The 25,536-nt window shown below is 58.2% G+C and carries 23 protein-coding genes; 4 read left to right on the top strand and 19 right to left on the bottom strand.

The genetic code is table 11. From position 1 onward, the window contains the following. Positions 1–3: 3 nt before the first annotated feature. The 3 genes from glgX to asd all read right to left on the bottom strand — a co-directional run bounded on the left by glgX (position 4) and on the right by asd (position 5,503). The gene (gene glgX, locus ACJTMZ_RS17880; RefSeq protein ID WP_047740753.1) at positions 4–1,977 is read right to left on the bottom strand and encodes a glycogen debranching protein GlgX; all 1,974 of its coding nucleotides are present in this window, start codon (positions 1,975–1,977) and stop codon (positions 4–6) included. Next, complete coding sequence (gene glgB / locus ACJTMZ_RS17875; RefSeq protein ID WP_033488067.1) at positions 1,974–4,160, bottom strand: 1,4-alpha-glucan branching enzyme; 2,187 nt, start codon at positions 4,158–4,160, stop codon at positions 1,974–1,976. Before glgB ends, glgX begins: the two co-directional genes overlap by 4 nt. A gap of 239 nt (positions 4,161–4,399) precedes the next feature. Continuing rightward, positions 4,400–5,503 carry an aspartate-semialdehyde dehydrogenase gene (gene asd / locus ACJTMZ_RS17870; RefSeq protein WP_003861575.1) on the bottom strand — a complete coding sequence of 368 codons (1,104 nt, stop codon included), beginning with the start codon at positions 5,501–5,503 and terminating at the stop codon, positions 4,400–4,402. 178 nt (positions 5,504–5,681) lie between these two features. On the opposite strand from asd, the gene yhgN reads away from it, so the two are divergent. Next, positions 5,682–6,275, top strand: coding sequence for an NAAT family transporter YhgN (gene yhgN / locus ACJTMZ_RS17865; RefSeq protein WP_003861574.1), 594 nt, complete (start codon positions 5,682–5,684; stop codon positions 6,273–6,275). A gap of 161 nt (positions 6,276–6,436) precedes the next feature. Here the strand turns inward: yhgN and gntU are convergent, their stop codons facing one another. The 5 genes from gntU to ACJTMZ_RS17840 all read right to left on the bottom strand — a co-directional run bounded on the left by gntU (position 6,437) and on the right by ACJTMZ_RS17840 (position 11,378). Next, positions 6,437–7,777, bottom strand: a complete 1,341-nt coding sequence (gene gntU / locus ACJTMZ_RS17860) for a gluconate transporter (protein ID WP_017693851.1) — start codon at positions 7,775–7,777, stop codon at positions 6,437–6,439. 3 nt (positions 7,778–7,780) lie between these two features. Next, positions 7,781–8,308, bottom strand: coding sequence for a gluconokinase (gene gntK, locus ACJTMZ_RS17855; protein ID WP_003861569.1), 528 nt, complete (start codon positions 8,306–8,308; stop codon positions 7,781–7,783). 126 nt (positions 8,309–8,434) lie between these two features. Further along, positions 8,435–9,430 (bottom strand): gluconate operon transcriptional repressor GntR, encoded by a 996-nt coding sequence (gene gntR / locus ACJTMZ_RS17850; protein ID WP_003861567.1) that lies wholly within the window; start codon positions 9,428–9,430, stop codon positions 8,435–8,437. A 91-nt stretch (positions 9,431–9,521) separates the two neighbouring features. Further along, the gene (locus tag ACJTMZ_RS17845; protein WP_003861565.1) at positions 9,522–10,217 is read right to left on the bottom strand and encodes a pirin family protein; all 696 of its coding nucleotides are present in this window, start codon (positions 10,215–10,217) and stop codon (positions 9,522–9,524) included. Positions 10,218–10,340: 123 nt separating this feature from the next. After that, on the bottom strand, positions 10,341–11,378 hold the full coding sequence (locus ACJTMZ_RS17840) for an oxidoreductase (RefSeq protein WP_045333876.1): 1,038 nt from the start codon (positions 11,376–11,378) through the stop codon (positions 10,341–10,343). Positions 11,379–11,688: 310 nt separating this feature from the next. Between ACJTMZ_RS17840 and yhhY the strand changes: the two genes are divergently transcribed. Further along, the gene (yhhY, locus tag ACJTMZ_RS17835) at positions 11,689–12,177 is read left to right on the top strand and encodes an N-acetyltransferase (protein ID WP_015571463.1); all 489 of its coding nucleotides are present in this window, start codon (positions 11,689–11,691) and stop codon (positions 12,175–12,177) included. Positions 12,178–12,264: 87 nt separating this feature from the next. On the opposite strand, the gene ggt is transcribed toward yhhY, so the two are convergent. Further along, positions 12,265–14,010, bottom strand: a complete 1,746-nt coding sequence (gene ggt / locus ACJTMZ_RS17830) for a gamma-glutamyltransferase (RefSeq protein ID WP_178097713.1) — start codon at positions 14,008–14,010, stop codon at positions 12,265–12,267. A gap of 122 nt (positions 14,011–14,132) precedes the next feature. On the opposite strand from ggt, the gene ACJTMZ_RS17825 reads away from it, so the two are divergent. Next, positions 14,133–14,504 carry a DUF2756 family protein gene (locus ACJTMZ_RS17825; protein WP_017384131.1) on the top strand — a complete coding sequence of 124 codons (372 nt, stop codon included), beginning with the start codon at positions 14,133–14,135 and terminating at the stop codon, positions 14,502–14,504. Here ACJTMZ_RS17825 and ugpQ read toward each other — a convergent pair. The 10 genes from ugpQ to livK all read right to left on the bottom strand — a co-directional run bounded on the left by ugpQ (position 14,494) and on the right by livK (position 24,586). Continuing rightward, the gene (gene ugpQ, locus ACJTMZ_RS17820) at positions 14,494–15,234 is read right to left on the bottom strand and encodes a glycerophosphodiester phosphodiesterase (RefSeq protein ID WP_047736907.1); all 741 of its coding nucleotides are present in this window, start codon (positions 15,232–15,234) and stop codon (positions 14,494–14,496) included. The genes ACJTMZ_RS17825 and ugpQ overlap by 11 nt on opposite strands. After that, a complete protein-coding gene (locus ACJTMZ_RS17815; RefSeq protein ID WP_017384129.1) occupies positions 15,231–16,301 on the bottom strand; it encodes a sn-glycerol-3-phosphate import ATP-binding protein UgpC in 1,071 nt (356 codons plus the stop codon). The genes ugpQ and ACJTMZ_RS17815 overlap by 4 nt, the downstream gene beginning before the upstream one ends. A 1-nt stretch (position 16,302) precedes the next feature. After that, positions 16,303–17,148 (bottom strand): sn-glycerol-3-phosphate ABC transporter permease UgpE, encoded by an 846-nt coding sequence (gene ugpE, locus ACJTMZ_RS17810; RefSeq protein ID WP_015571468.1) that lies wholly within the window; start codon positions 17,146–17,148, stop codon positions 16,303–16,305. Beyond that, positions 17,145–18,032, bottom strand: a complete 888-nt coding sequence (gene ugpA / locus ACJTMZ_RS17805) for a sn-glycerol-3-phosphate ABC transporter permease UgpA (RefSeq protein ID WP_003861551.1) — start codon at positions 18,030–18,032, stop codon at positions 17,145–17,147. The genes ugpE and ugpA overlap by 4 nt, the downstream gene beginning before the upstream one ends. A 157-nt stretch (positions 18,033–18,189) precedes the next feature. Further along, the gene (ugpB, locus tag ACJTMZ_RS17800) at positions 18,190–19,506 is read right to left on the bottom strand and encodes a sn-glycerol-3-phosphate ABC transporter substrate-binding protein UgpB (protein WP_023304564.1); all 1,317 of its coding nucleotides are present in this window, start codon (positions 19,504–19,506) and stop codon (positions 18,190–18,192) included. A gap of 247 nt (positions 19,507–19,753) precedes the next feature. Continuing rightward, complete coding sequence (livF, locus tag ACJTMZ_RS17795; RefSeq protein WP_015571469.1) at positions 19,754–20,467, bottom strand: high-affinity branched-chain amino acid ABC transporter ATP-binding protein LivF; 714 nt, start codon at positions 20,465–20,467, stop codon at positions 19,754–19,756. A gap of 1 nt (position 20,468) precedes the next feature. Next, the gene (livG, locus tag ACJTMZ_RS17790) at positions 20,469–21,233 is read right to left on the bottom strand and encodes a high-affinity branched-chain amino acid ABC transporter ATP-binding protein LivG (protein ID WP_003861544.1); all 765 of its coding nucleotides are present in this window, start codon (positions 21,231–21,233) and stop codon (positions 20,469–20,471) included. Next, positions 21,230–22,507: a high-affinity branched-chain amino acid ABC transporter permease LivM gene (locus ACJTMZ_RS17785; protein ID WP_003861542.1), complete on the bottom strand. Its 1,278-nt coding sequence runs from the start codon at positions 22,505–22,507 to the stop codon at positions 21,230–21,232. Before ACJTMZ_RS17785 ends, livG begins: the two co-directional genes overlap by 4 nt. Continuing rightward, the gene (gene livH / locus ACJTMZ_RS17780) at positions 22,504–23,430 is read right to left on the bottom strand and encodes a high-affinity branched-chain amino acid ABC transporter permease LivH (protein ID WP_015571470.1); all 927 of its coding nucleotides are present in this window, start codon (positions 23,428–23,430) and stop codon (positions 22,504–22,506) included. The genes ACJTMZ_RS17785 and livH overlap by 4 nt, the downstream gene beginning before the upstream one ends. Positions 23,431–23,476: 46 nt before the next feature. Continuing rightward, positions 23,477–24,586 (bottom strand): high-affinity branched-chain amino acid ABC transporter substrate-binding protein LivK, encoded by a 1,110-nt coding sequence (livK, locus tag ACJTMZ_RS17775; protein WP_023295547.1) that lies wholly within the window; start codon positions 24,584–24,586, stop codon positions 23,477–23,479. Between the two features lie 424 nt (positions 24,587–25,010). Here livK and panM point away from each other — a divergent pair, with 424 nt between their 5' ends. Then, the gene (gene panM, locus ACJTMZ_RS17770) at positions 25,011–25,394 is read left to right on the top strand and encodes an aspartate 1-decarboxylase autocleavage activator PanM (RefSeq protein WP_015571473.1); all 384 of its coding nucleotides are present in this window, start codon (positions 25,011–25,013) and stop codon (positions 25,392–25,394) included. Positions 25,395–25,536 lie beyond the last annotated feature (142 nt).

The raw sequence follows: 25,536 nt of genomic DNA, 5'->3' as shown, positions 1-25,536 counted from the left end.
TTATCATCTTTGGAATACGCACACTCCGTGCGCAGGCCCGTGCCAGACAGCCATAACAACCGGATTATCCGCTCCGGCAAAGGGAGGAATGGCTCGCCATTCCCCGTCAGGTAAAACAATCTCTGCGACGTCATCCGTCGCGTTCAGCGTCACCAGCCACGCATCCGAAAGCAGGATTTGCAGACAGGGTATGCCGTGTTGCCACTCTTGCGCGCTTAACGGTTGCGCGTCTTTATTCAGCCAGCGAACGTTTCCGTCGCCCTCTTCCCACCAGCGGTCGGCGGTGAGCGCGGGGATGCGCTGGCGAAGATGGATCAGCGCCGCGGTGAAATGGGTCAGCCCGCTGTTCGCTTCTCCCCAGTCGAGCCAGGTCAGGGTGTTGTCCTGGCAATAGGCGTTGTTGTTGCCGTGCTGGCTGTGGCCGTGCTCATCGCCCGCCAGCAGCATCGGCGTGCCCTGCGACAACAAAAGCGTCGTCAGCAGCGCATGAACGCTGGCGCGTCGCCGCTCGATCACATCCAGACTTCCGCCTAACCCTTCTATACCATGGTTGAAGCTATGGTTATTGTTAGTCCCATCGCGATTCTCCTCGCCGTTTGCCTCATTGTGTTTCTGATTGAAACAAACGCAGTCGCGCAGCGTAAAACCGTCGTGTGCCGTCAGCAGGTTAATGGTGGCCGACGGACGTTTGCCGTCACGCTTGAAGAGATCGCTGGAGCCGGCAAAGCGACCGGCAAACTCCCCCAGCGACAGATCGCGCGTCAGCCAGAAGCGGCGGATGGCATCGCGGAAGTGGTCGTTCCACTCGGCAAACAGCGGCGGGAAATTCCCCACCTGATAACCGCCCTCTCCGATATCCCAGGGCTCCGCGATCAGCTTAACCTTTGAAAGCACCGGGCAGTTTTTGATGGCCTCAAACAGCGGCGCCTGCTGGCTGAACGCCGGGGTGCGCCCCATCACCGGCGCCAGGTCGAAGCGAAAACCGTCCACGTGGAACGTCTCAACCCAGTATTTCAGGCACTCGTACGCGTAATGCGTAACGGCCGGATGACTGAGGTTGAGGGTGTTACCGCACCCGGTCCAGTTCTCGTAATCGCCGTCGTCCCTGATCCAATAATAGCTACGGTTATCGATTCCGCGCTGTGAGAGCGTCGGGCCGTCAAGATCGCTTTCCGCACTGTGGTTCAGCACCACGTCCAGAATGACCTCGATACCCGCCGCGTGAAGCGCCTTCACCGCATCGCGAAACTCATCCCGTGCCTTCTCCGGCTGCACCGCGTAGCGCGGGTCGAGGGCGAACATCGCCAGCGGGTTGTAGCCCCAGTAGTTGCTTAACCCAAGACGCTGTAGCCGCGGCTCGCTGGCGAAATGCGCCACGGGCAACAGCTCCAGCGCGGTGATCCCTAAGTGCTTCAGGTACGCGACCATCGTCGGATGCCCAAGCGCTTTGTAGGTGCCGCGCATCTCTTTAGGGATTGACGGGTGCAGATATGTCAGCCCTTTAACGTGGGCTTCATAAATAACGGTGTTGCCCCACGGCGTGCGCGGCGGGGCATCCTCTTCCCAGTCGTAGAGATCGTGCACCACCACGCTTTTGGGCGCGACGGGCGCGCTGTCGCGGTGGTCAGGTTCGCCGTAGCCAACGTGGAACAGCGAGTCATCTTTAAACTCACCGTCCACGCGGTGCGCGCACGGGTCAATCAGCAGCTTCGCCGGGTTAAACCAGTGCCCCTGAGAGGGCTCCCAGGGGCCGTGTACGCGAAAACCGTAGTGCATCCCCGGCCGTCCTCCGGCCAGGTAGCCATGCCAGGTATCCCCCGTGCGCGCCGGTAAATCGTAACGGTGCTCGTTACCTTCCCCGTCAAACACACAGAGTTCCACCCGCTCCGCATGGGCGGAAAAGAGCGTGAAGTTCACCCCCTTTCCGTCAAAACTCGCCCCGAGCGGTTCGGGTTTACCTGCCGTAAGCTGCGTCATTCACCCTCCCGCACCAGCCAGATTGTGCCAAGCGGCGGCAGCGTCAGGCTCAGGGAGTTCGGACGGCCGTGGCTTTCAATGGCATCGCTCTGCACCAGGCCACCGTTACCCGCGTTGCTGCCGTGGTAGTGCATGGAGTCGGTATTGAGAATTTCGCGCCATTTACCCGGCTGGTTAATGCCGAAGCGGTAGTGTTCGCGCGGCACCGGCGTGAAGTTGCTGGCGACAATGATCTCGTTACCCGCCTTGTCGCGGCGCACAAAGACAAACACCGAGCGCTCGTGGTCGTCCACCACCAGCCACTCAAAGCCGTACGGATCGAAGTCCAGCTCGTGCAGCGCTTTGTGGTGGCGATAGGTCAGGTTCAGGTCACGGACCAGACGCTGTACGCCGTGGTGCCAGTTGTCCGCGCCTTCCAGCAGATGCCAGTCAAGGCTGGTATCGTGGTTCCATTCGCGCCCCTGCGCAAATTCGTTGCCCATAAACAGCAGTTTTTTGCCCGGGAAAGCAAACAGCCAGCCGTAGTAAGCGCGCAGGTTGGCAAACTTCTGCCACGCGTCCCCCGGCATGCGGTCGAGAATGGATTTCTTGCCGTGCACCACTTCATCGTGCGACAGCGGCAGCATGAAGTTTTCGGTGTAGTTGTAGAGCAGCCCGAAGGTGAGCTTATCGTGGTGATACTGACGATAAACCGGGTCGAGCTTCATGTAGTCGAGCGTGTCGTGCATCCAGCCGAGGTTCCATTTGTACCAGAAGCCCAGACCACCCATTGCCGGTGGACGGGAAACGCCCGGGAAGTCGGTGGACTCTTCTGCCATGGTCACGGCGCCTTCCACCTGCTCGCCGATAATGCGGTTGGTGTTGCGCAGAAACTCAATCGCTTCGAGGTTTTCACGGCCACCATACTCGTTCGGGATCCACTCCCCCTCTTTGCGGCTGTAGTCGCGGTAGATCATCGACGCCACCGCATCCACGCGCAGGGCATCAATGCCGAAGCGCTCGATCCAGTACAGCGCGTTCCCGACCAGGTAGTTCGATACTTCACGGCGACCGTAGTTGTAGATCAGCGTGTTCCAGTCCTGGTGATAGCCTTCGCGCGGGTCGCTGTGCTCGTACAGCTTTGTGCCGTCGAACTCTGCCAGCGCAAAATCATCCGACGGGAAGTGGCCCGGCACCCAGTCGAGGATCACGTTCAGCCCGGCGGCGTGCGCGGCATCGATGAAATAGCGGAAGTCATCGCGCGTGCCGAAGCGGCGCGTGGGCGCATACAGCCCGGTTGGCTGATAGCCCCAGCTGCCGTCAAATGGGTGTTCGTTGATCGGCAGCAGCTCCAGATGGGTAAAGCCCATCCATTTGGCGTACGGCACCAGCTGGTCCGCCAGCTCGCGATAGCTCAGCCAGAAGTTGTTATCGGTGTGGCGACGCCACGAGCCGAGATGCACTTCATAGACGGAGATTGGCGCATCAAAGCGGTTGGCCTGCTTGCGCTCCTCACTCTGGACAACCTTCTCCGGCAGGCCGCAAATCAGCGAGGCGGTATTCGGGCGTAGTTCTGCCTCAAAGGCGTACGGGTCGGATTTAATGCGCAGCTTGCCGTTGGCATCGATCATCTCGAATTTGTAGAGCTGACCGTTGTGCGCGCCGGGGATAAACAGCTCCCAGATGCCGGTTTCCCGGCGCAGGCGCATGGGGTGACGACGACCGTCCCAGTAGTTGAACTGCCCGACGACGGAGACGCGCTGGGCGTTTGGCGCCCATACGGCAAAACGCGTGCCGGTGATACCGTCCATGGTATCCGCATGGGCACCCAGCGTTTCGTAAGGGCGTAAATGGGTCCCTTCGGACAGCAGCCAGGCGTCCATCTCTTTTAAGAGCGGGCCGAAGCTATAGGGATCGTCAATGAGGTTTTGCTGACCGTGCCAGATAACGGCAAGCTGATAACGAAAAGGATTTTTACGGCGGGGCATGACGCCCGAGAAGAAGCCACGCGAGTCGAGGCATTCCAGATTACCCACCTTGCGGCCGGTTTTGGGTTCGATAACCCACACTTCTGTTGCATCCGGTAACAGCGCCCGAACTTCCAGTCCGGCCTCTGTACGGTGCATCCCTAGCACAGAAAAGGGGTCGGCAAAGTGACCCGCAATAAGCGCATTAATCACGTCTCTCGAAATACGATCGGACATGGTGTTCATCCTGTTTTTTTATGTCGCCCTTTTTACGCGCTCCGGGACGACTTTTAATGTGACCTAAACGGTGCAGTTAATCCTCTCTGCTCCGCCCTACCCTCAGGTGAGAAATAAATCTTCCTTAAAGCATAGCCAACGTCGTGGGTCCTCCTGATAAAAAATAAGACATCTGCGTTTTACTCCATGTAGTACGCAAAAAAAGGGGGTGACAATCACCCCCCGTGTTTAACAAATTATTACGCCAGCTGGCGCAGCATACGGCGCAGCGGCTCGGCTGCACCCCACAGCAGCTGATCGCCAACGGTGAACGCGGAGAGGTACTCCGGCCCCATGTTCAACTTGCGCAGACGACCAACCGGGGTGGTCAGCGTGCCGGTAACGGCTGCCGGGGTCAGTTCGCGCATGGTGATATCGCGATCGTTTGGCACCACTTTCGCCCACGGGTTGTGTGCGGCCAGCAGCTCTTCCACGGTCGGAATAGACACATCTTTTTTCAGTTTAATGGTAAAGGCCTGGCTGTGGCAGCGCAGCGCGCCGATACGCACGCACAGACCGTCAACCGGAATGGTGTTCGCGGTGCCGAGGATTTTGTTGGTCTCAGCCTGGCCCTTCCACTCTTCGCGGGTCTGGCCGTTATCCAGCTGTTTGTCGATCCACGGGATCAGGCCACCGGCCAGCGGTACGCCAAAGTTATCCACCGGCAGCTCGCCGCTGCGGGTGAGCTGAGTGACTTTACGCTCGATGTCGAGGATGGCGGACGCCGGGTCTGCCAGCTCGGCAGCGACGCTCTGGTGCAGCTGGCCCATCTGGGTCAGCAGCTCACGCATATGACGCGCGCCGCCGCCGGACGCCGCCTGGTAGGTCGCCACGGAGACCCACTCCACCAGATCCTGTGCGAACAGGCCGCCGAGGGACATCAGCATCAGGCTGACGGTGCAGTTACCGCCAACAAAGGTTTTCACGCCGTTGTTCAGGCCGTCGGTGATGACGCCCTGGTTAACCGGGTCAAGAATAATGATGGCATCGTCTTTCATGCGAAGCGAAGAGGCCGCATCAATCCAGTAGCCCTGCCAGCCGCTTTCACGCAGCTTCGGATAGATTTCGTTGGTATAATCGCCGCCCTGGCAGGTCACAATAATGTCGAGTGCCTTCAGCGCTTCCAGATCGTAAGCATCCTGCAACGTGCCTGTGGTACCCCCAAAGGACGGTGCAGCCTGGCCGAGCTGGGAAGTGGAGAAGAAGACCGGGCGGATGGCGTCGAAATCGCGCTCTTCAACCATGCGTTGCATGAGTACAGAGCCGACCATACCGCGCCAGCCGATAAAACCAACGTTTTTCATAGCATTTTTTTCCTGCAAGGGGTGTGTGCTGATTGTGCAAGCCAGTATTGAACTGGGATATGCTTCACATTACAAAATGCTGCCAAAGTCGCAAGCGAAATTAATCGATGATTGCCCGGCAATCAGAAAAAGTGCTAATCATCGCAATGACCACAATAAGTATCAGGGATAATTTAAGATGAGTGAAATCATTTCCGCAGCGGTTTTATTGATCCTGATTATGGATCCGCTCGGTAATCTGCCGATCTTCATGTCAGTGCTGAAGCATACCGAGCCGAAGCGCCGCCGGGCGATCATGATCCGCGAGCTGCTCATCGCCCTGCTGGTGATGTTTATCTTCCTGTTCGCCGGTGAAAAAATCCTCGCTTTCCTGAACTTACGCGCCGAAACGGTCTCCATTTCCGGCGGGATCATTTTGTTCCTGATTGCTATTAAGATGATTTTCCCGAGCGCGGAGGGCAGCAGCAGCGGCCTGCCTGCGGGTGAAGAGCCGTTTATCGTGCCGCTGGCAATTCCGCTGGTCGCCGGGCCAACGATTCTGGCGACGCTGATGCTGCTGTCGCATCAGTATCCGAATCAGATGAGCCATCTGGTGATTGCCCTGCTGATCGCCTGGGGCGGGACGTTTATTATCCTGTTGCAGTCGTCGCTGTTCCTGCGCCTGCTGGGTGAGAAAGGGGTAAACGCCCTGGAGCGCCTGATGGGGCTAATTCTGGTGATGATGGCAACGCAGATGTTCCTGGACGGGATCCGGGCGTGGATGAAAGGGTGAAGATGTAAAAAAGCCGGGTGGCGCTTGCGCTTACCCGGCCTACGGGACCTGAGTTTTTTGTAGGTCGGGTAAGGCGAAGCCGCCACCCGACAATATACGCCCTCTGCGGCCTAATGCCCTCACCCCAACCCTCTCCCACAGGGAGAGGGAGAAAACAGGGATTAGCTCAGCAGCGTAAACGCAATCATCCCGACAACCGCACCCGTCGTGCCGAGGATGGTTTCCATCAGCGTCCAGGTTTTCAGGGTTTGCGCTTCGGTCGCGCCGGTAAATTTACCGAACAGCCAGAAGCCCGCGTCGTTCACGTGAGAAACCACAATCGAGCCACCCGCGATACAGATAGAGAGCGCCGCCATCTGCGCACCGGAGTAGTTCAGCTGTTCAATCACCGGCATCACCAGACCCACGGCGGTTAAGCACGCTACGGTCGCGGAGCCCTGAATGATACGTACCGCCGCGGCCAGCACGAAACAGGTGACTGCAATCGGCAGCCCCATCCCGGTCAGCGCTTCACCCAGCGCCGGGCCAACGCCGGAATCCACCAGCACCTGCTTAAACACGCCGCCCGCCCCGATCACCAGCAGGATAATCCCCGCCGGTTGCAGCGCGGCACCACAGATCTCCATCACGCGGTCTTTCGGCATGCCCTGACGCATCGCCAGGCCGTAAATTGCTACCAGACACGCCACCAGGATCGCGGTGAACGGATGACCAATAAATTCGAACCATTCGTAAGCGGTTGACCCCACCGGCACAAAGCGCGCAGCGATGGTTTTCAGGCCCACCAGCACCAGCGGGAGCAGGATCAGCGACAGGCTGAAGCCGAAGGACGGCATTTTGCCCTCGCCCAGGTGCGGCTCGGAGATGTCATCCGGAATGTGCAGCTCAACGTAACGGCTGATGAAGTTGCCCCACAGCGGACCGGCGATAATCATCCCCGGAATTGCCGCGCACAGGCCAATCAGGATCATCCAGCCAAAGTCAGCATGCATCTGGGAGGCCAGCAGCATCGGCGCAGGCCCCGGCAGCAGGAACGCCGCCGCAGCCGCCACGCCCGCAAACAGCGGAATGACCAGCTTCACGAGGTTGGTACCAGTATGCCGCGCCATGGAGAACGCCACGCTAATCAGCAGCACCACCGCCACTTCAAAGAACAGCGGCAGCGCGCAAATCAGACCGGCCAGACCAATCGCGTAGTGCGCACGGCTGTGCCCGAAGGATTTCAGCATCTTGACCGCAATCTGATCGACCGCGCCCGTCTCGTGCAAAATCTTGCCAAACATCGCGCCCAGCGCCACCACAATGGCCAGGAAGCCGAGCGTGCCGCCCATCCCTTTTTCCATCGTCGCCGCGATTTTGTCGAGCGGCATGCCGGAAAAGAGACCGGCACCAATAGAAACCACCATCAAAGCCACGAAGGCGTGCATACGAGCCTTCATCACTAAAAACAGCAGCAGCAATACGGAACCCACTGCTGTCAAAACTAGCGTTAATGTACTCAAAACTTACTGCCTTTTATTAATAACCTCGATGGTGCTGGCAACAACACCTTCCAGCGGCTGATCGATATCAACCACTAAGACATCCTGTTCGTCAGCTCCCGGCTCCTGCAACGCTTCGAACTGCGTTACCAGCATCTGGGTTTTGAAGAAGTGGCCTTTACGCGCCTTCAGGCGGCTTTCAATCACCCCGAAATCACCCTTCAGATAGATGAAGGAGAGGTTCGGGTTGCCGTCGCGCAGCAGGTCGCGATAGGTTTTTTTCAGTGCGGAACAGACGATCAGGGAGACTTTATTGGTGCGCTGCATCGCGAACGCGGCGTCATTCAGCGCCTGCAACCATGGTTTGCGGTCGTCGTCGTTCAGCGGCTCGCCGGAAGCCATTTTCATGATGTTGCTGCGCGGATGGAGGAAGTCACCATCAAGAAACGCAGCCTGGAGTTGATGCGCCACTTCGCTCGCCACGGCAGATTTACCGCTACCGGACACGCCCATCAGGACGTAAACGTGGTGATCGTGATTAGTCGTGCTCAAAGGGTGTCCCTCAGTCAATTGTTACGGGTAACAGTTATCGGTAACATTGTCCTGCCGGGGCATAAGAGAAGCAATATCCAAACGTGCGCGAAGTGAATAAGTGTGAGCTACTTCAAATTTGTCGGATTAAATAGATCCACCCGGTGACAAGGTGAAACCTAAATCTAACATTTTCGGGGTAACTGCCTCACCACGAATGCGCGCCAGCAGGCGCTCTGCGCCAATGCGGCCCATGCGTTCACGCGGGGTCAGGACGCTCGCCAGACGCGGCTCCATCACCTGGCCAATGTCGTGGCCGTGGAAGCCGGCAATCGCCATATCATCCGGGATTTTTAAACCCAGACGCTGGCACTCAAACGCGGCGCCGACCGCAAGGTCATCGTTGGTGCAGAAAATACCGTCCAGTTGCGGATACTCGCGTCGCGCCTGACGCATCAGCTCAATACCCGACGTGTAAGAAGAAGATTGCTCCACCATCACGCTGTACGGGGTTAAACCGGCGTCGAGCATCGCCTGCTCGTATCCCTTCTGTTTGATGATAGTACGTTCATCCAGACGCGCACCCAGATAGGCCACATGGCGATGACCGCGGGCGATGATCGCCGCCGTCATCTGACGCGCCGCTTCAAAGTTATCGAACCCCACGGCGATGTCGAGGCACGGCGACTGGCTGTCCATCAGTTCCACCACCGGAATGCCTGCCACTTCAATCATTTTCAGCGTGCGCGGGGTGTGAGTACGTTCCGTTAAAATCAGGCCGTCGATGTTCCAGGAAAGCATCGATTCAAGACGTTCCTCTTCCAGTTCCGGCTTGTATCCGTAGTGGGCGAGCATGGTCTGATAGCCAAACGCATCGGTGACGCTTTCGATGCCACGCAGCACTTCGGCGAATACCTGGTTGGTTAAGGAAGGAAGCAGGACGCCTACCGCACGGCTGGTCGCATTGGAGAGAATATCGGGCGCGCGGTTGGGGATATAACCCAGTTCATCAAGGGCGGCGGCAATCTTGCCACGCAACGCCACGGAAACCTGTTCCGGGTTACGTAAAAAACGGCTGACCGTCATTTTGGTCACACCGACGCGATCGGCGACATCCTGAAGTACGGGGCGTTTCTTTTTCATCGTCCTGAGAAATCTTGAAGTGAGAGATTTGCTCAGTTTATCACGGACAAAGCTCAACCTTCCCCGTTTAAAGGGAAGGTTGAGAAATTATTTAGACTGGCGGCAGGTCAAACAGCAGAATTTCACTTTCGCTGTCGGCATGCACGGAGAGCGCCTGCTCATCCCAGACTGCCAGGCCATCGGCGGTTGTCGCTTTGGTGCCGTTGATGGACACTTCACCTTTCACCACCTGGATCCACACGCGGCGGTTAGCGGCAATCTGGTGTACAGACTGTTCATCTTTCGCCAGCGCCCAGCGGTACAGCTCCATATCCTGATGCACTTTCAGGGAACCTTCACGCGCATCCGGGGACAGCACCAGCTGTTTGCCCTGTTTCGCGTCGAAGCGGCGCTGCTCGTAGCGTGGCGTGATGCCGGTCTCTTCTGGAATGATCCAGATTTGATACAGGTGCAGTTTTTCCGTTTTGCTCGGGTTGTACTCAGAGTGACGCACCCCGGTACCCGCGCTCATAATCTGGAACTCGCCCGCCGGAACCTGCTCTTTGTTGCCCATGCTGTCCTGGTGCTCAACCGCCCCTTCCAGCACATAGGTCAGGATTTCCATGTCTTTGTGCGGGTGGGTACCGAAGCCCTGGCCTGCATCAATCACGTCGTCGTTAATCACGCGCAGTGCGGAGAAGCCCATAAAGTTCGGGTCGTAGTAGTCGGCAAACGAGAATGAATGCCATGAGTCCAGCCAGCCATGATTCGCGTGACCACGTTCGTTTGCTTTGCGTAAGTAGATCATTGTTTTCACCCTCAGTTCGTTTCGATGGAGTAAGTGTGGACGCAAACGCCCTGGGATCATAGAGGGTGAAAATTGACTCCTCTGTTCAAAAATTTAGAACAAGCGCAGAGGAGCCATTTTTGCTTATTTTGCGAGGGTTACCGTGGCAGGAGAAGCCTGCTCAAAGGCCCGTTCAAGGATTTCCAGGTTGGTCAGAACGTCAGATTCCTTGACATAATTCGGCGCGCCGGTGGCGAGGGTGTCATACAGCGCATCGTAGACGCGTCCATAGTCGCCCGTTTCCGGCTTCAGCTCTTCCCTGACCGTCAGGCCCTCGTCGTTCACGTACTCCAGCACGCCCACGGAATCATCTGCCGCAAAGCCCGGTTCACCCGGCATGATATTGGCCTTCAGGCTGGTCTCCTGTTGGTCAATACCGTACTTGATAAAGGAGCCTTTCTTGCCGTGAACGATAAATTTCGGGTAGTCGATTTTCACCAGATGGCTGGTTTTTACGATGGCTTTCAGGTCGCCGTAGAACAGCTGCGCTTCAAAGGTATCGTCCGGGTTGGCCTTATTGCGCAGGCTGCGGATGTCATACGCCACGTGGTCCGGGCGGCCAAACAAGGAGATGATCTGGTCCATGGTGTGCACACCGAGACCGTAGAAAGATCCGTCCTGCGGCAGTCCGGGCTGGGTTTCCGCCACCGGGCGGTAGTAATCGAAGTGGCTTTCGATTTCCACGATCTCGCCGAGTTTGCCGCTTTCAATTGCCTTTTTTGCCGTCAGGAAGCAGCTGTCAAAGCGACGGTTCTGGTACGGCGTGACGGTCAGCCCTTTGCTTTTCGCCAGCGCGAACAGCTCCTTCGCTTCGGCGATGGTCGGGGTGAACGGCTTTTCCACCAGCACGTTTTTACCTGCTTCCAGCGCGCGTTTCGCGTAGTCAAAGTGGCTGTCGGCGTGGGTACAGACCACCACCAGCTTCACCTGCGGGTCGTTAAGCACCTCATCAAGATCGCTGGTGAAATGAATATGGGAATACTGCGGAGACTGCTCTTCTGGCTTCGCGCGGCGGCGATAGATATGGGCCACGTGCCAGGTCTCTTTTCGGTTAAGAACATACGGAAGGTGGTAACGCGTGGTGCTTTTGCCAAATCCAATAAATGCACAATGTAGTGTCATGGCTCAGTCCTTTTGGAAGGTTACTGAGTTTTACCATAGCGCATGTTTTGCCCTCACCCCAGCCCTCTCCCACAGGGAGAGGGAGAAAAAGGGCAAAAAAAAGCCAGCGAGAAGCTGGCTAAAGTAATACTGGAAGCAATGTGAGCAATGTCGTGCTTTCAGGTTCCCGTAGGAGGTCTTCCTGAATGCAGAGCAATAATAATCATTCTCATTCGCACTTGTCCAACACTTTTTGCAAAAAATAGCGATTGACTCAACTTTTAAAGTCACTGATGTTGGAGGGGACTTTTAACTAACTGAGGAACAAGGAATGAGTGAGATAGTGATACGCCACGCTGAACCGAAAGATTACGACGCCATTCGTCAGATCCACGCCCAGCCGGAGGTGTACCACAACACGCTACAGGTTCCTCATCCTTCAATGGAAATGTGGCAAATGCGGCTAGGCGAACAGCCGGGCATTAAACAGCTGGTTGCCTGCATTGATGATATCGTGGTCGGCCACCTCACCATTGATGTCGCCCAGCGACCACGCCGCAGCCACGTTGCAGATTTCGGTATCTGCGTTGGCGCGCAGTGGCATAACCGCGGCGTGGCCAGCGCACTGATTCGCACCATGATCGATATGTGCGACAACTGGCTGCGCGTCGACCGCATCGAGTTAACGGTGTTTGTGGATAACGAACCGGCAATCGCGGTGTACAAAAAGCACGGGTTTGAGATTGAAGGCACCGGCAGGCGCTACGCCCTGCGCAACGGCGAGTATGTGGATGCGTATTATATGGCGCGTATGAAGTAGTTTGTTGCCGGGTGGCGGCTTCGCCTTACCCGGCCTACGTTCGTGCCGTTCCAGGCCCGGTAAGCGCAGCGCCACCGGGCAAAAAAATCAATACCCCGCCGTTAAATCATCCACCGAACGCGGGTCCGATGCGCCAAACAGCGCCCCGTCCGGCCCGACCATAATGCTCTGGGTGCTGCCCATCGCCTCCTTCACCGCCACCTTCTGCCCGCGCAGCTCAAGCAGCTTGAGGGTGTCCGGGCTAAAGCCCTTCTCCACGCGCAGCTCATCCGGTAGCCACTGGTGGTGGAAACGCGGCGCATTGGTCGCTTCGGCGACGTTCATCCCAAAGTCGATGCTGTTCACCACCATTTGCAGCACGGTTGTGATAATCCGGCTCCCGCCAGGGCTGCCGGTCACCAGCCAGGTTTTGCCGTCTTTCACCACGATGGTGGGCGACATGGACGACAGCGGGCGCTTCTTCGGCCCGACCGCATTCGCATCGCCGCCGACCAGGCCGTAGACGTTCGGCACGCCCGGTTTGGCAGAGAAGTCATCCATCTCGTTGTTCAGCAAAATGCCGCTGTTGCCCGCCACAATCCCGGTGCCGAAAGTGGTGTTAAGCGTGTAGGTCACCGCCACCGCGTTACCGTCTTTATCCACCACCGAGAAATGGGTGGTCTGGTTACTTTCATACGGCGCCAGCTTGCCGGGGCGGATCTCGCTCGACGGCTTCGCCTTGTTGATGTCGATCTCGTCGGCAATCGATTTGGCATAGGCTTTGTTGGTCAGCGCCTGCCACGGCACCTTCACGAAGTCCGGATCGCCAAGGTATTCCGAGCGGTCAGCGTAGGCGCGCTTCTCCGCCTCCGCCATCACCTGCAAGGCATCGGCGCTACCGAAGCCGAACTTGTGCATATCGAAGTTTTCCAGAATATTGAGGATCTGCACGATGTGAATGCCCCCGGAGGACGGCGGCGGCATGGAGAAGACCTCGTAGCCGCGATAGCTGCCGCTGATCGGCTCGCGCTCCACCGCCTTATATTCCGCCAGATCCGCTTTGGTGATCAGCCCGCCGTTCTTCTGCATCTCATCGGCAATCTGATCGGCAATCGGCCCCTTATAGAAGGCGTCCGGACCGTTTTCGGCAATCAGTTCGAGACTTTTTGCGAGGTTCTTCTGCACCAGCTTATCGCCCTTTTTCAGCGGCTCGCCGTCTTTCCAGAAGATAGCCTTGCTGTTCTCATGATTGGGAATAACTTCGCTGCCGTAGGTTTTGAGGTCGTCCGCCAGCGCGTCGTTGACGACGAAGCCGTCGCGCGCCAGCTTGATGGCAGGCTGCACCACTTTATTCAGCGGCAGCGTGCCGTATTTTTCCAGCGCCAGCGAGAAGCCCGCAACGGTGCCCGGCGTGCCGGAGGCAAGGTGCGAGGTCAGAGATTTTTTACTGTCCGGATTGCCCTGATCGTCGAGGAACATATCGCGGGAGGCCTGGTTCGGCGCCATCTCACGGAAGTCGATGGCCGTGGTTTTACCGTCTTTGGTGCGCAGCATCATAAACCCGCCGCCGCCCAGGTTCCCCGCCTGTGGATGCGTCACCGCCAGCGCATATCCCACCGCGACCGCCGCATCCACCGCGTTACCGCCCTGCTTAAGAATATCGACGCCCACCTGCGTTGCCAGCGCGTCAACCGAGGCCACCATGCCGTGCGTCGCCCGCACGGGGTGAAAAACATCCTCCTCCACGCCGTAAGAGACCGGTGGAGCGGCGGGCGGGTTGGCCGCTACGGTAAATGTGCCGCCTGCCATCAGCGCAGCGATGGCGACCCAGCGCAAAAAGGTTGGTTTCATCATTATTGTTCTCCAGGTGAAGGGGTCCATATTCCCCGCTTAAGCCTGGTTCACAACTCTTAAAAAATCATCGTTATGCCGGAATCAGGGTAAACTTAAGAGAAGCCTCAAAGGAGGAGATAACCATGAAACGATTACTGATCCTGACCGCGCTGCTTCCGTTCGCCGCGCTCGCACAGCCAATCAACACCCTGAACAACCCGAACCAGCCGGGCTACGTCATTCCGAGCCAGCAGCGTATGCAGACGGAGATGATGAGCCAGCAACAGCAGCAGAAAGGGATGCTCAATCAGCAGTTAAAGACGCAGACCCAGGTGCAGCAGCAGCACCTGCAAAACCAGATGAATACCAACACCCAGCGCGTGCAGCAGGGCCAGATGCGGGAGCAGCCGCTGCCAAACTCAAACGGTGGGATGTTAGGGGGCGGGGTGTCGCAAAGCAGCGGTCAGCAGCACATGCTGCCGACCCAGCAGAACGGCAGTATGCTTAATAAATAAAGTTCGGCCCGATCTGGTCAATCGCATCGGTACAGATGCTGTCCACGCCCCAGCGCAGCAGCTCGGCTGCACGCTGGGGTTTATTGACGGTATACACCAGGATATGCAGACCGGCCTCCTTCAACAGCGTCACGCGCACTTCATCCAGCAGCTTATGGTTGAGGTGGATCGACACGCAGCCTAAGCCAGTCGTCAGCGCGCGCCAGTCTTCTCGCCACTCATCCAGCAGCAGCCCGCGCGGCAACTCCGGTACGGCAGCCTGTGCGGCTTCCAGCGCGTCGATGTCAAACGACGACAACAGCGGCGGGGTCATCCCTTCCCACAGCTCGCGCGCGGCGAGGGCAATCACTTTACCCGTCAGCGGCCCGGTGCCGGTGGTCGGTTTGATTTCGATGTTGGCCATCATGCCGTGTTGACGACAGCGGTCCGCCACTTCCGCCAGCAGCGGCAGCGGTTCGCCTTTAAATTCGCCGCTGTACCAGCTACCGGCATCCACCTTCAGCAGGTCACGCCACGGCAGTTCGCCCGCCACGCCCCAGCCGTTGCTGGTGCGTTCGAGATTGTCGTCGTGCAGCAGGAAAATTTCGCCGTCCTTCGACAGCTTCGCGTCGAACTCGATCATCGTGTGGCCGTAGCGCGCGCCAACGTCAATTGCCGCCAGGGTGTTTTCCGGCGCCAGTTTACCGCCGCCCCGGTGGGCGACGATGTGGGGGTAAGGCCAGTTGCTCATACTCGTTGTCCTGTTTCACCGTCAAATAAGTGCAGGTGATTTTCCGGCATATGCAGCCACAGCGTGCTGCCTGCCTTCGGGCGCTCCTGGTGCGGCAGACGCACCACCAGCTTTTGCTCGCCCCAGCGCCCGTGCGCCAGGTTGTCTGCGCCCAGCATCTCCAGCGTGTCCATCACCAGCGGCACGCCGCCGTCCGCCTGAGACGTCAAACCAATATGCTCCGGGCGGATACCGAGCGTCATCTTACGCCCGGCGTAGCCACGATAGTACCAGTTGATCGGCAACGCCATCCCGCTTTCCAGCTCGAAGTGGGTTCCCGCCGCATTGATCCGCCCGTCCAGCAGGTTCATCGCCGGGCTGCCGATAAAGCTCGCCACAAAACGGCTGGCCGGTTTTTCGTAGACCTCCACCGGGGTGCCAATCTGCTCGGCGATGCCTTTGTTCATCACCATCACGCGCTGGGCGAGGGTCATGGCTTCAACCTGATCGTGAGTCACATAGAGGGACGTGGTTTTCAGGCGGCGATGCAGCTGCTGTAGCTCAAGGCGCATCTGCACGCGCAGTTTGGCGTCGAGGTTTGACAGCGGTTCGTCGAACAGGAATACCGCCGGGTCGCGCACGATGGCGCGCCCCATCGCCACGCGCTGACGCTGGCCACCGGAGAGCTCTCGCGGGCGGCGCTTAAGCAGGCCGTCAAGTTCCAGAATGCGCGCGGCTTCTTTTACGCGCTCGTCGATATGACCTTTGCCCATACCGCGAATTTTCAGCCCCCAGGCCATGTTCTCTTCCACGCTCATGTGCGGATAGAGGGCATAGTTCTGGAACACCATCGCGATGCCGCGATCTTTGGGCTCCATCTCGGTGACGCGCTGGCGGTCAATCCAGATATCTCCGGACGTTACGCGCTCCAGCCCGGCCACCATACGCAGCAGGGTGGATTTTCCGCAGCCGGACGGGCCGACCATCACGATAAATTCCCCGTCCGCCACGTCGAGCGTCAGCGGCTGAATGACCTGGGTTTTACCGTCCCAGCTTTTGGTAACTGCCTGTAATTTTAAACCTGCCATCTTATTTCTCGCTATCGACCAGGCCGCGGACAAACGCGCGCTGCATGGCTAAAACAATGACTACGGGTGGGATAAGGGTGAGCAGCATCGCCGCCATCACCTGGTTCCAGAGGGTGGTGCCTTCGCCGGTGGCGATCATGCCTTTAATGCCTGCCACGGCGGTGCCGAGGTTGACGTCCTGAACGATCAGCAACGGCCACAGGTACTGGTTCCAGCCGTAGATAAAGGTGATCACAAACAGCGCCGCGAGGTTGGTTTTCGACAGCGGCAGCACGATGTCGCGGAAGAAGCGCATCGGCGAGGCCCCGTCGATGCGCGCGGCTTCAATCAACTCATCCGGCAGGGTCATAAAGAACTGGCGGAACAGGAAGGTGGCGGTCGCCGAGGCCATCAGCGGCAGGGTTAAGCCCGCGTAGCTGTCGAGCATCTTCAGGTTGGCGATCACCTCCACCGTCGGGAAGATACGCACCTCTACCGGCAGCATCAGGGTGATGAAAATCATCCAGAAAAACAGGTTACGCAGCGGAAAGCGGAACCAGACGATGGCAAACGCTGAGAGCATCGACACCGTAATTTTGCCGACGGTGATGCCAAACGCCATGATGAAGCTGTTGAGCATCATCAGCCAGAACGGCGCGCTGTTGGCGCCCACGCCCTGGGTCCAGATGGTCTTCATGTTCTCGAAAAGATGCCCGCCTGGGATCAGCGTCATCGGCGTGTCGAACACCGCTTTGGTGTCCAGCGTGGCGGCGACGAAGGCCACGTACAGTGGGAACAGGATGACGATAATCCCTAAAATCAGCATGGTATGGCTGAAAATCGTCAGCCCGCGACGGTTCTCAATCATTGGTAGCGCACCTTACTTTCGACATAGCGGAACTGCACCACCGTGAGGATGATGACGAGGAACATCAGCACCACCGACTGCGCGGCAGAAGCGGAGAGATCCAACCCCGCAAAGCCTTCGCGGTAGATCTTGTAGATCAGCGTCGTTGTCGCCTGCACCGGACCGCCTGCGGTCGCCGCGTCGATCACCGGGAAGGTATCGAAGAAGGCGTACACGAGGTTAACCACCAGCAGGAAGAAACTCACCGGGGCGATCAGCGGCAGCGACAGGCGGAAGAAGCGGCGCACCGGCCCTGCGCCGTCGATGGCGGCGGCCTCCACCAGCGAACGCGGGATAGACTGTAGCGCGGCAAAGAAAAACAGGAAGTTATAGCTGATCTGCTTCCACACCGAGGCGAACACCACCAGGAACATCGCCTGACCGCTATTCTGAGCGTGGTTCCAGTCGTAGCCAAACTCGCCCAGGAAGTGGGTAATCAGCCCGCGCCCTGGGTTAAACAGGAAGATCCACAGCACGGCGGCCACGGCAGGAGCCACGGCGTAGGGCAGCAGCATCAGGGTCTGATACAGACGGCTGCCGCGCACCACGTAATCCACCAGCGCGGCGAAAAACAGCGACGCGACAAGACCGCTCACGGTGACCAGCGCACTGAATTTGATCGTCGTCCAGAAGGAGTCCAGGTAGTAGCTGTCGTGGAACAGCGCGGTAAAGTTGTCCAGCCCGACAAACTGGCTGGAAAGCCCGAACGGATCGACGCTTTGTACCGAGTACCACAGCGCTTCGCCCGCAGGCCAGATAAAGAAGATAACGGTGATGACCAGCTGCGGTGCGACCAACAGGTACGGCAGCCAGCGGGAACGGAACACCGGACGGGATGAGGACATTGAGATTAGGTTCCTGAACAATGCCGGGTGGCGGCTACGCCTTACCCGGCCTACAAATATTTCTCCCTCTCCCCGTGGGAGAGGGTTGGGGTGAGGGCATCAGCCCGCACGATCCCCGTAGGCCTGGATCGCTACGCGTCACCGGGCGAATCACGGATTACGATTTCGTCGACTGCTCAAAGCGGCGCAGCAGCTGATTTCCGCGCTCTACCGCAGCGTCCAGCGCCTGCTGTGGCGTTTTCTTACCGGTCCACACGCTTTCCAGCTCTTCATCCACGATGGTGCGGATCTGCGGCATGTTGCCCAGACGCAGACCCTTGGTGAACGGCAACGGCGGCTTGTTCAGCATCTGGCGCGTCGCGATGTCCGCCCCTGGGTTTTTGCTATAGAAGCCCTGCTCGCGGGTCAGGTCGTACGCGGCTTTGGTGATCGGCAGATAGCCGGTCTTCTGGTGCCACTCGGCGGCGTTTTCCGGCTTCGCCAGGAAGTCGAGGAACTCGGCCACGCCTTTGTAGGTGCCGTTGTCTTTACCCTGCATCACCCACAGGCTCGCCCCGCCGATGATGGCGTTTTGCGGCGCGCCTTTAACGTCAGCGTCGTACGGCATCATGCCCACGCCGTAGTTGAATTTGGCATAGTGACGTATATCCGCCAGCGAGCCGGACGAGGCGGTGGTAATGGCACAGTCGCCGTTGTAGAACTTCTCGGTGGATTCGTCTTTACGCCCGAAGTAGCTGAAGTCGCCCTTCTTGTTGAGTGCTTCCAGCAGCGCGATGTGCTTCACCTGCTCCGGCTTGTTGAACTCCAGCACCGCGTCGGTACCGTCGAAGCCGTTATTTTGGGTGGCAACCGGCAGCCCGTGCCAGGCGCTGAAGTTTTCAATCTGGATCCAGCCCTGCCAGCCGCTGGCGTAGCCGCACTTCATCCCCGCCGCTTTCAGCTTCGCGGTGTACTCCGCCAGATCCTGCCAGGTTTTTGGCGGCTGCTCCGGATCTAAACCGGCTTTTTTGAAGGCGTCTTTGTTGTAGTACAGCACCGGCGTGGAGCTGTTAAACGGCTGGGACAGCAGGTGGCCGGTTCTGGAATCGGTGTAATAACCGGAGACGGTCGGTACGAACTGGGATTCATCGAAGTTAATACCTGCTTCTTTGAACACTTCATACACCGGCTTGATGGCTTTGGAAGCCATCATGGTGGCGGTGCCCACTTCATAAACCTGTAACAGCGCAGGCGCGTTACCGGTACGGAAGGCGGCGATGCCCGCGCTCAGGCTCTGCTCGTAGTTGCCTTTGTACACCGGCACAATTTTGTAATCCGGGTGGGTGTCGTTGAAACGCTGCGCCAGGGAGTCAACCTCTTTACCCAACTCCCCTTCCATGGAATGCCAGAACGGAATGGTGGTCACAGCCATTGCGTTCGTCGCAAAAGCCAGACCCAGTGCCAGACCCAAAGCTGTGTGTCGTAACGATGTCATTGTCATCTCTCTTATTGTGCCGGATGCGCGATATCACGCGTTTTATGCTCGCGAGGTAACATGACATGCTCGAATGACAGAAAAATAACTGTTTGTTTACAGATAAGTGACAGCCAGGCGTCAGGGGGATGATGGTTGTGTGAAGGGGTGTAGTGGTTAAAAAAGCCGGGTGGCGGCTACGCCTTACCCGGCCTGGTCGATCCCTGTAGGCCCGGTAAGCGCAGCGCCACCGGGCAACACAGACGGCTTAGCCTCCGAGGTACGCACTCCGCACCGCCTCGTTCGCCAGCAGCGCGTCACCGGTATCGGAGAGCACCACGCGCCCGTTCTCCAGCACGTAGCCACGGTCGGCGAGCTTCAGCGCCTGGTTGGCGTTCTGCTCGACGAGGAAGATGGTCATCCCCTCTTTACGCAACTGCTCGATGGTGTCGAAGATCTGCTGGATAATGATCGGCGCAAGACCAAGCGACGGCTCGTCCAGCAGCAGCAGGCGCGGCTGGCTCATCAGCGCGCGGCCAATCGCCAGCATCTGCTGCTCGCCGCCGGACATGGTGCCCGCTCGCTGAATACGACGCTCCCACAGGCGCGGGAAGAGTTCGTACACCCACTTGATGCGGGTCTGGAATTCATCCCGATGGGCGAAGAAACCGCCCATCGCCAGGTTCTCTTCCACTGTCATGCGGGAGAATACGCGGCGCCCTTCCGGGACAATCGCCACCGCTTCACGCATGATCTTAGCCGTCTGCCAGTCGGTAATATCTTTGCCGTCAAACACAATCCGCCCGCTGGTGGCGCGCGGGTCGCCGCACAGGGTGCCGAGCAGCGTGGTTTTACCCGCGCCGTTGGCGCCAATCAGGGTGACGATTTCGCCCTGATTGATGTGCAGGCTGACGTCGTGCAGCGCCTGGATCTTGCCGTAGTGCGCGTTGACCTTGTCGAACGTTAACATCGCTTTTTCCATCTTATGCCTCACCAAGGTATGCGCGGATCACGTCCGGGTTGTTGCGGATCTCTTCCGGCGTGCCGTTTGCCAGCGGCGTGCCCTGGTTTACCACGTAGATACGGTCCGAAATGCCCATCACCAGCTTCATGTCATGCTCAATCAGCAGGATGGTGGTGTCGTGATGGTCGCGCAGCTCGGCAATCAGCTCGTCCAGCTCTTTGGTCTCTTTCGGATTGAGACCTGCCGCTGGTTCGTCGAGCATCAGGATCTCCGGCTGGGTCACCATGCAGCGCACGATCTCAAGGCGACGCTGATCCCCGTAAGCGAGGTTGCTCGCCTGACGGTTAGCGTGCTGGAGCAGGCCGATACGGTCGAGCCAGGTCGCGGCGCGGTCGAGCGCCTCCTCCTGCGTGCGGCGAAAGGCCGGGGTTTTCAGCAGGCCGGAGAAGAGGCCGGTTTTCAGCTGCTGATGCTGTGCCACCAGCAGGTTCTCAATCACCGTCATCTCGCGGAACAGACGCACGTGCTGGAAGGTACGCACCACGCCCATGCGGGCAATCTGCTGGCCCGGCAGCCCTTCAAGGTGCTGGTCGCGCAGCATGATGGTGCCGCCCGTCGGCTTGTAGAAGCCGGTCAAACAGTTAAAGACCGTGGTTTTTCCCGCGCCGTTCGGGCCAATCAGGGAGACAATCTCTTTCTTGTGCAGATCCAGATTCACATTGTTGACCGCCAGCAGGCCGCCAAAGCGCATCATCAGGCCGTTAACGGATAATAAAGGCTTCATGCCTGCTCTCCTTTCGCCTGTGTGCGTTTCAGCTTCAGCTGTGGACGGGTCATCGGCAGCAGACCCTGCGGACGCCAGATCATCATCAGCACCATCAAACCACCCAGCATTAACATGCTGTATTCGTTAAAGTCGCGCATCAGCTCGCGGGAGACCACCAGCAGGATAGCCGCGAGGATCACGGCGAACTGCGAGCCCATTCCGCCGAGCACCACAATCGCCAGCACAAAGGCGGATTCGGCAAAGGTGAACGATTCCGGGCTGACGAAGCCCTGACGTGCGGCAAACAGCGTCCCGGCGAAACCGGCAAACGCGGCGCTGATGGTAAATGCGGTCAGCTTGATGCGGGTCGGGTTCAGGCCCAGGGAGCGGCAGGCGATCTCATCTTCGCGCAGCGCTTCCCACGCGCGGCCCAGCGGCATGCGCAGCAGACGGTTGATCACAAACAGGGTAATCACCACCAGCAGCAGCGCCACCAGATAGAGCCAGATCACGCGGTCGGACGGATCGTACTTGATGCCAAAGAAATTGCTGAAGGTATCCCAGCCGCCTTCACGGGCGGTACGGCTGAACTCCAGGCCGAAGAAGGTCGGTTTCGGGATCTGGCTGATGCCGTTCGGACCGCCGGTCACTTCGGTATTGTTGAGCAGCAGAATACGGACGATTTCGCCGAAGCCTAAGGTCACAATCGCCAGATAGTCACCGCGCAGGCGCAGCACCGGGAAGCCGAGCAGGAAGCCCGCCGCGGCAGAGACCAGCCCCGCCAGCGGCAGACAGGTCCAGAAGCCGAGGCCGTAATAGTGGTTCAGCAGCGCGAAGGTGTACGCGCCGATGGCGTAGAACCCGCCGTAGCCCAGCACCAGCAGGCCAGACAGCCCCACCACCACGTTCAGACCGAGCCCCAGAATCACGTAGATCATGGTCAGGGTGGCAATATCCACCGTCCCGCGCGAGACCATAAACGGCCACGCCACGGCAGCCACCAGCAGCGCCACAAGGAACAGCTTCTGTTTCACCGTTGTACCGTCGATCGCCGGCAGGACGAATTTCGGCCCGGAGACGTTTTTCAGCGTCTTCTGGAACAGCGGACGCAACAGCTGGAACAGGAACACCACAGCGGTGCCGATAAACACCCACTGCCAGCGGATGTCGGGAGCGGTATCCACCACCAGCTTCGTGCCGTCCAGTCCTAACTGGACGCCCATAAAGACGCCCGCCAGGACGAAGAACATGGCGGCAGAGAGCAGCGCCATCGCAAAATGCATCGGTTTCATACTTTCTCTACCTCCGGACGGCCCAGAATACCGGTAGGCATTACCAGCAGAACCAGAATCAGCAGGGCAAACGACACCACATCTTTATATTCGGTGCTCAGGTACGCCGAGGAGAGCGCTTCGGCCACGCCCAGGATCAGGCCGCCGATCATCGCGCCGGGAATGCTGCCGATGCCGCCCAGTACCGCCGCGGTGAAGGCTTTCATCCCGGCCATAAAGCCGATGTACGGGTTGATTACGCCGTAGAACTGGCCGAGCAACACGCCAGCCACCGCCGCCATCGCTGCGCCGATCACGAAGGTCAGGGCAATCACGCGGTCGGTGTTAATCCCGAGCAGGCTCGCCATCTTCAGATCTTCCGCGCAGGCGCGGCAGGCGCGTCCCATGCGGGAGTAGCGGATGAACAGGGTCAGGGCCAGCATGGCAATAAAGGTCACAACCCAGATAACCAGCTGCATGGTGGTGATGGTGGCAGAGAAGTTTTCGCTGGCCCCCACAATCCACTGGCCGTTAAACAGGCTTGGCAGCGCCACGTCGCGTGAACCTTCGGTCAGGCTGACGTAGTTTTGCAGGAAAATGGACATACCGATGGCGGAGATCAGCGCGATCAGGCGTTTGGAGCTGCGCACCGGCCGGTAGGCCACCCGTTCAATACTCCAGCCGTAGGCGCTGGCGATCACAATCGCGCCGACAAACCCGGCGGCCACCAGCAGCCAGCTGCTGTCGATGCCCATCATCATCAGCGCGGCGATAATCATAAAGGAGACGTAGCTACCGATCATGTACACCTCGCCGTGGGCGAAGTTGATCATGCCGATAATGCCGTAAACCATCGTGTAGCCGATGGCGATCAGCGCGTAGGTGCTTCCCAGCGTGACGCCGTTAAACATCTGCTGCAAGAAGTAGAGAAACTGCTCGGACATAAGAAAACCTTTTTATACCCGCCCGGTGAGCCGGGCGGTGGGATGATTATTTGGCGACCGAGGAAGACCCGTCGGCGTGCCACTTAAAGACACCAAACTCAAATCCCTTCAGATCGCCTTTCTCATCCCAGTTCAGCGGCCCAATCACGGTGTTCGCCCCGTGTGCTTTTAAATCTTTCACCAGATCCAGCGGCTCTTTACTGCCGGTACGGTCCAGCGCGGTGGCCAGAGACTGCACGGCCGCGTAGGTGATCCAGACGTACGGACCGCTCGGATCTTTCTTCTGCGCCTTGAGCGCATCCACGATAGCCTTATTCGCCGGATCCTGGTCATAGCGTTTTGGCATCGTCACCAGCATGCCTTCGGCAGAATCGCCCGCGATGTTGGACAGGGAGGCATTACCGACGCCCTCTGGCCCCATAAACTGGGTTTTCAGGCCGGTGGCGCGCGCCTGGCGCAGCATCTGCCCCATTTCCGGGTAGTAGCCGCCGTAGTAAACGAAGTCGATATTCTCTTTTTGCAGGCGGGCGATCAGCGCGGAGAAGTCTTTCTCACCAGCGGTAATGCCGTCGAAGAAGACGATGTTTGCGCCGCCTTTTTTCAGGCCATCCTGCACGGAACGCGCCAGGCCTTCGCCGTACTGCTGCTTATCATGGATGATGGCGATACGCTGCGGCTTAACGGTTTCAAGGATGTATTTGGCGGCGGTTGGCCCCTGAGAGGAGTCCAGACCGGCGGTACGCATGATGTGCTGGTAGCCGCGCTGGGTCAGTTCCGGGTTGGTGGCACCCGGGGTGATCATCAGAATGCCTTCGTCTTCGTAGATATCAGACGCTGGCTGCGTGGAGGAGGAACACAGGTGCCCGATGACGTACTGGATACCGTCGTTAACGATTTTGTTGGCGACCGCGACGGCCTGTTTTGGATCGCAGGCGTCGTCATACTCCACGCCTACCAGCTTGTCGCCTTTGATGCCGCCTTTGGCGTTGATATCTTTGATGGCCTGACGCGCGCCGTTGAACTCCATGTCACCCCACTGGGCAACAGGGCCGGACATCGCCCCCACTACCGCAACTTTAATGTCGTCTGCCATAGCGGCATGCGAGATCGACAGTGCGACCATCCCCGCGATTAACGTCTTCGCGTTCCTTTTCATCTCTGAATCCCCATTCGTGATGTCATGTTTATATTTTGTTTTATTATGGTTAAAAAGCATTCTGTACTTTTTATGAACAACGCTATTTTTACCAGTGCCTTTAATGGTTTAGCGCAGTTTTTTGTCAAAAACCAGACTAAAATCTCTATTTTTCAGGCGATTAAGCAAAGATAATATTCTGAAATCAGGCGGAGATAAACAAATAAAAGCGCGGTTTGCAGCATAAAATAACGGTACAAAGCGCCGAATAAATCACTGCCCTTCAGGTTAAAATTCTGCTTATTTTTCGATCCATGTGTTTTCAAACTGCCCATCGCGCTGCCAAAAAACTAATCACCTGGTAAATGGGAAGAAAAAGAGAAAGCGCCTGAGCAAATAAATTGAGTACACTGGCCCTACTCTTTTTGATTTGGACAAGCAGCTAATGAAACTGACTATCGTGCGTCTGGTGACCTTTAGCGACCAGGATCGTATCGACCTGGGCAAGATCTGGCCGGAATATTCCCCTTCATCGCTGGCCGTCGATGAAAACCACCGCATCTATGCCGCGCGTTTTAATGAACGTCTGCTGGCCGCCGTCCGCGTAACGCTGAGCGGCACGGAAGGGGCGCTGGACTCCCTGCGCGTGCGCGACGTGACCCGTCGTCGCGGGGTCGGGCAGTATTTAATTGAAGAGGTGATCCGCGAAAACCCGAGCGTAACCTCCTGGTGGATGGCCGACGTGGGCGTGGAGGATCGCGGCGTGATGGCGGCGTTTATGCAGGCGTTAGGGTTTACGGCGCAGGCGAACGGGTGGGAGAAGCGCTAAAAGAAAGCCGGGTGGCGGCTGCGAGGTGCTCATAGTAGGCCCGGTAAGCGAAGCGCCACCGGGCAAAAGAGGGCTGAGCGGGCTGATGCCCTCACCCCGGCCCTCTCCCACGGGGAGAGGGAGAAAACATTAAAAAAGGCAA

This window comes from Enterobacter sp. DN, from assembly GCF_046054285.1.
Taxonomy (GTDB): domain Bacteria; phylum Pseudomonadota; class Gammaproteobacteria; order Enterobacterales; family Enterobacteriaceae; genus Enterobacter; species Enterobacter hormaechei_C.
The sequence above is the reverse complement of the archived record's forward strand: the minus strand, read 5'-3'. Positions and strand labels throughout refer to the sequence as shown.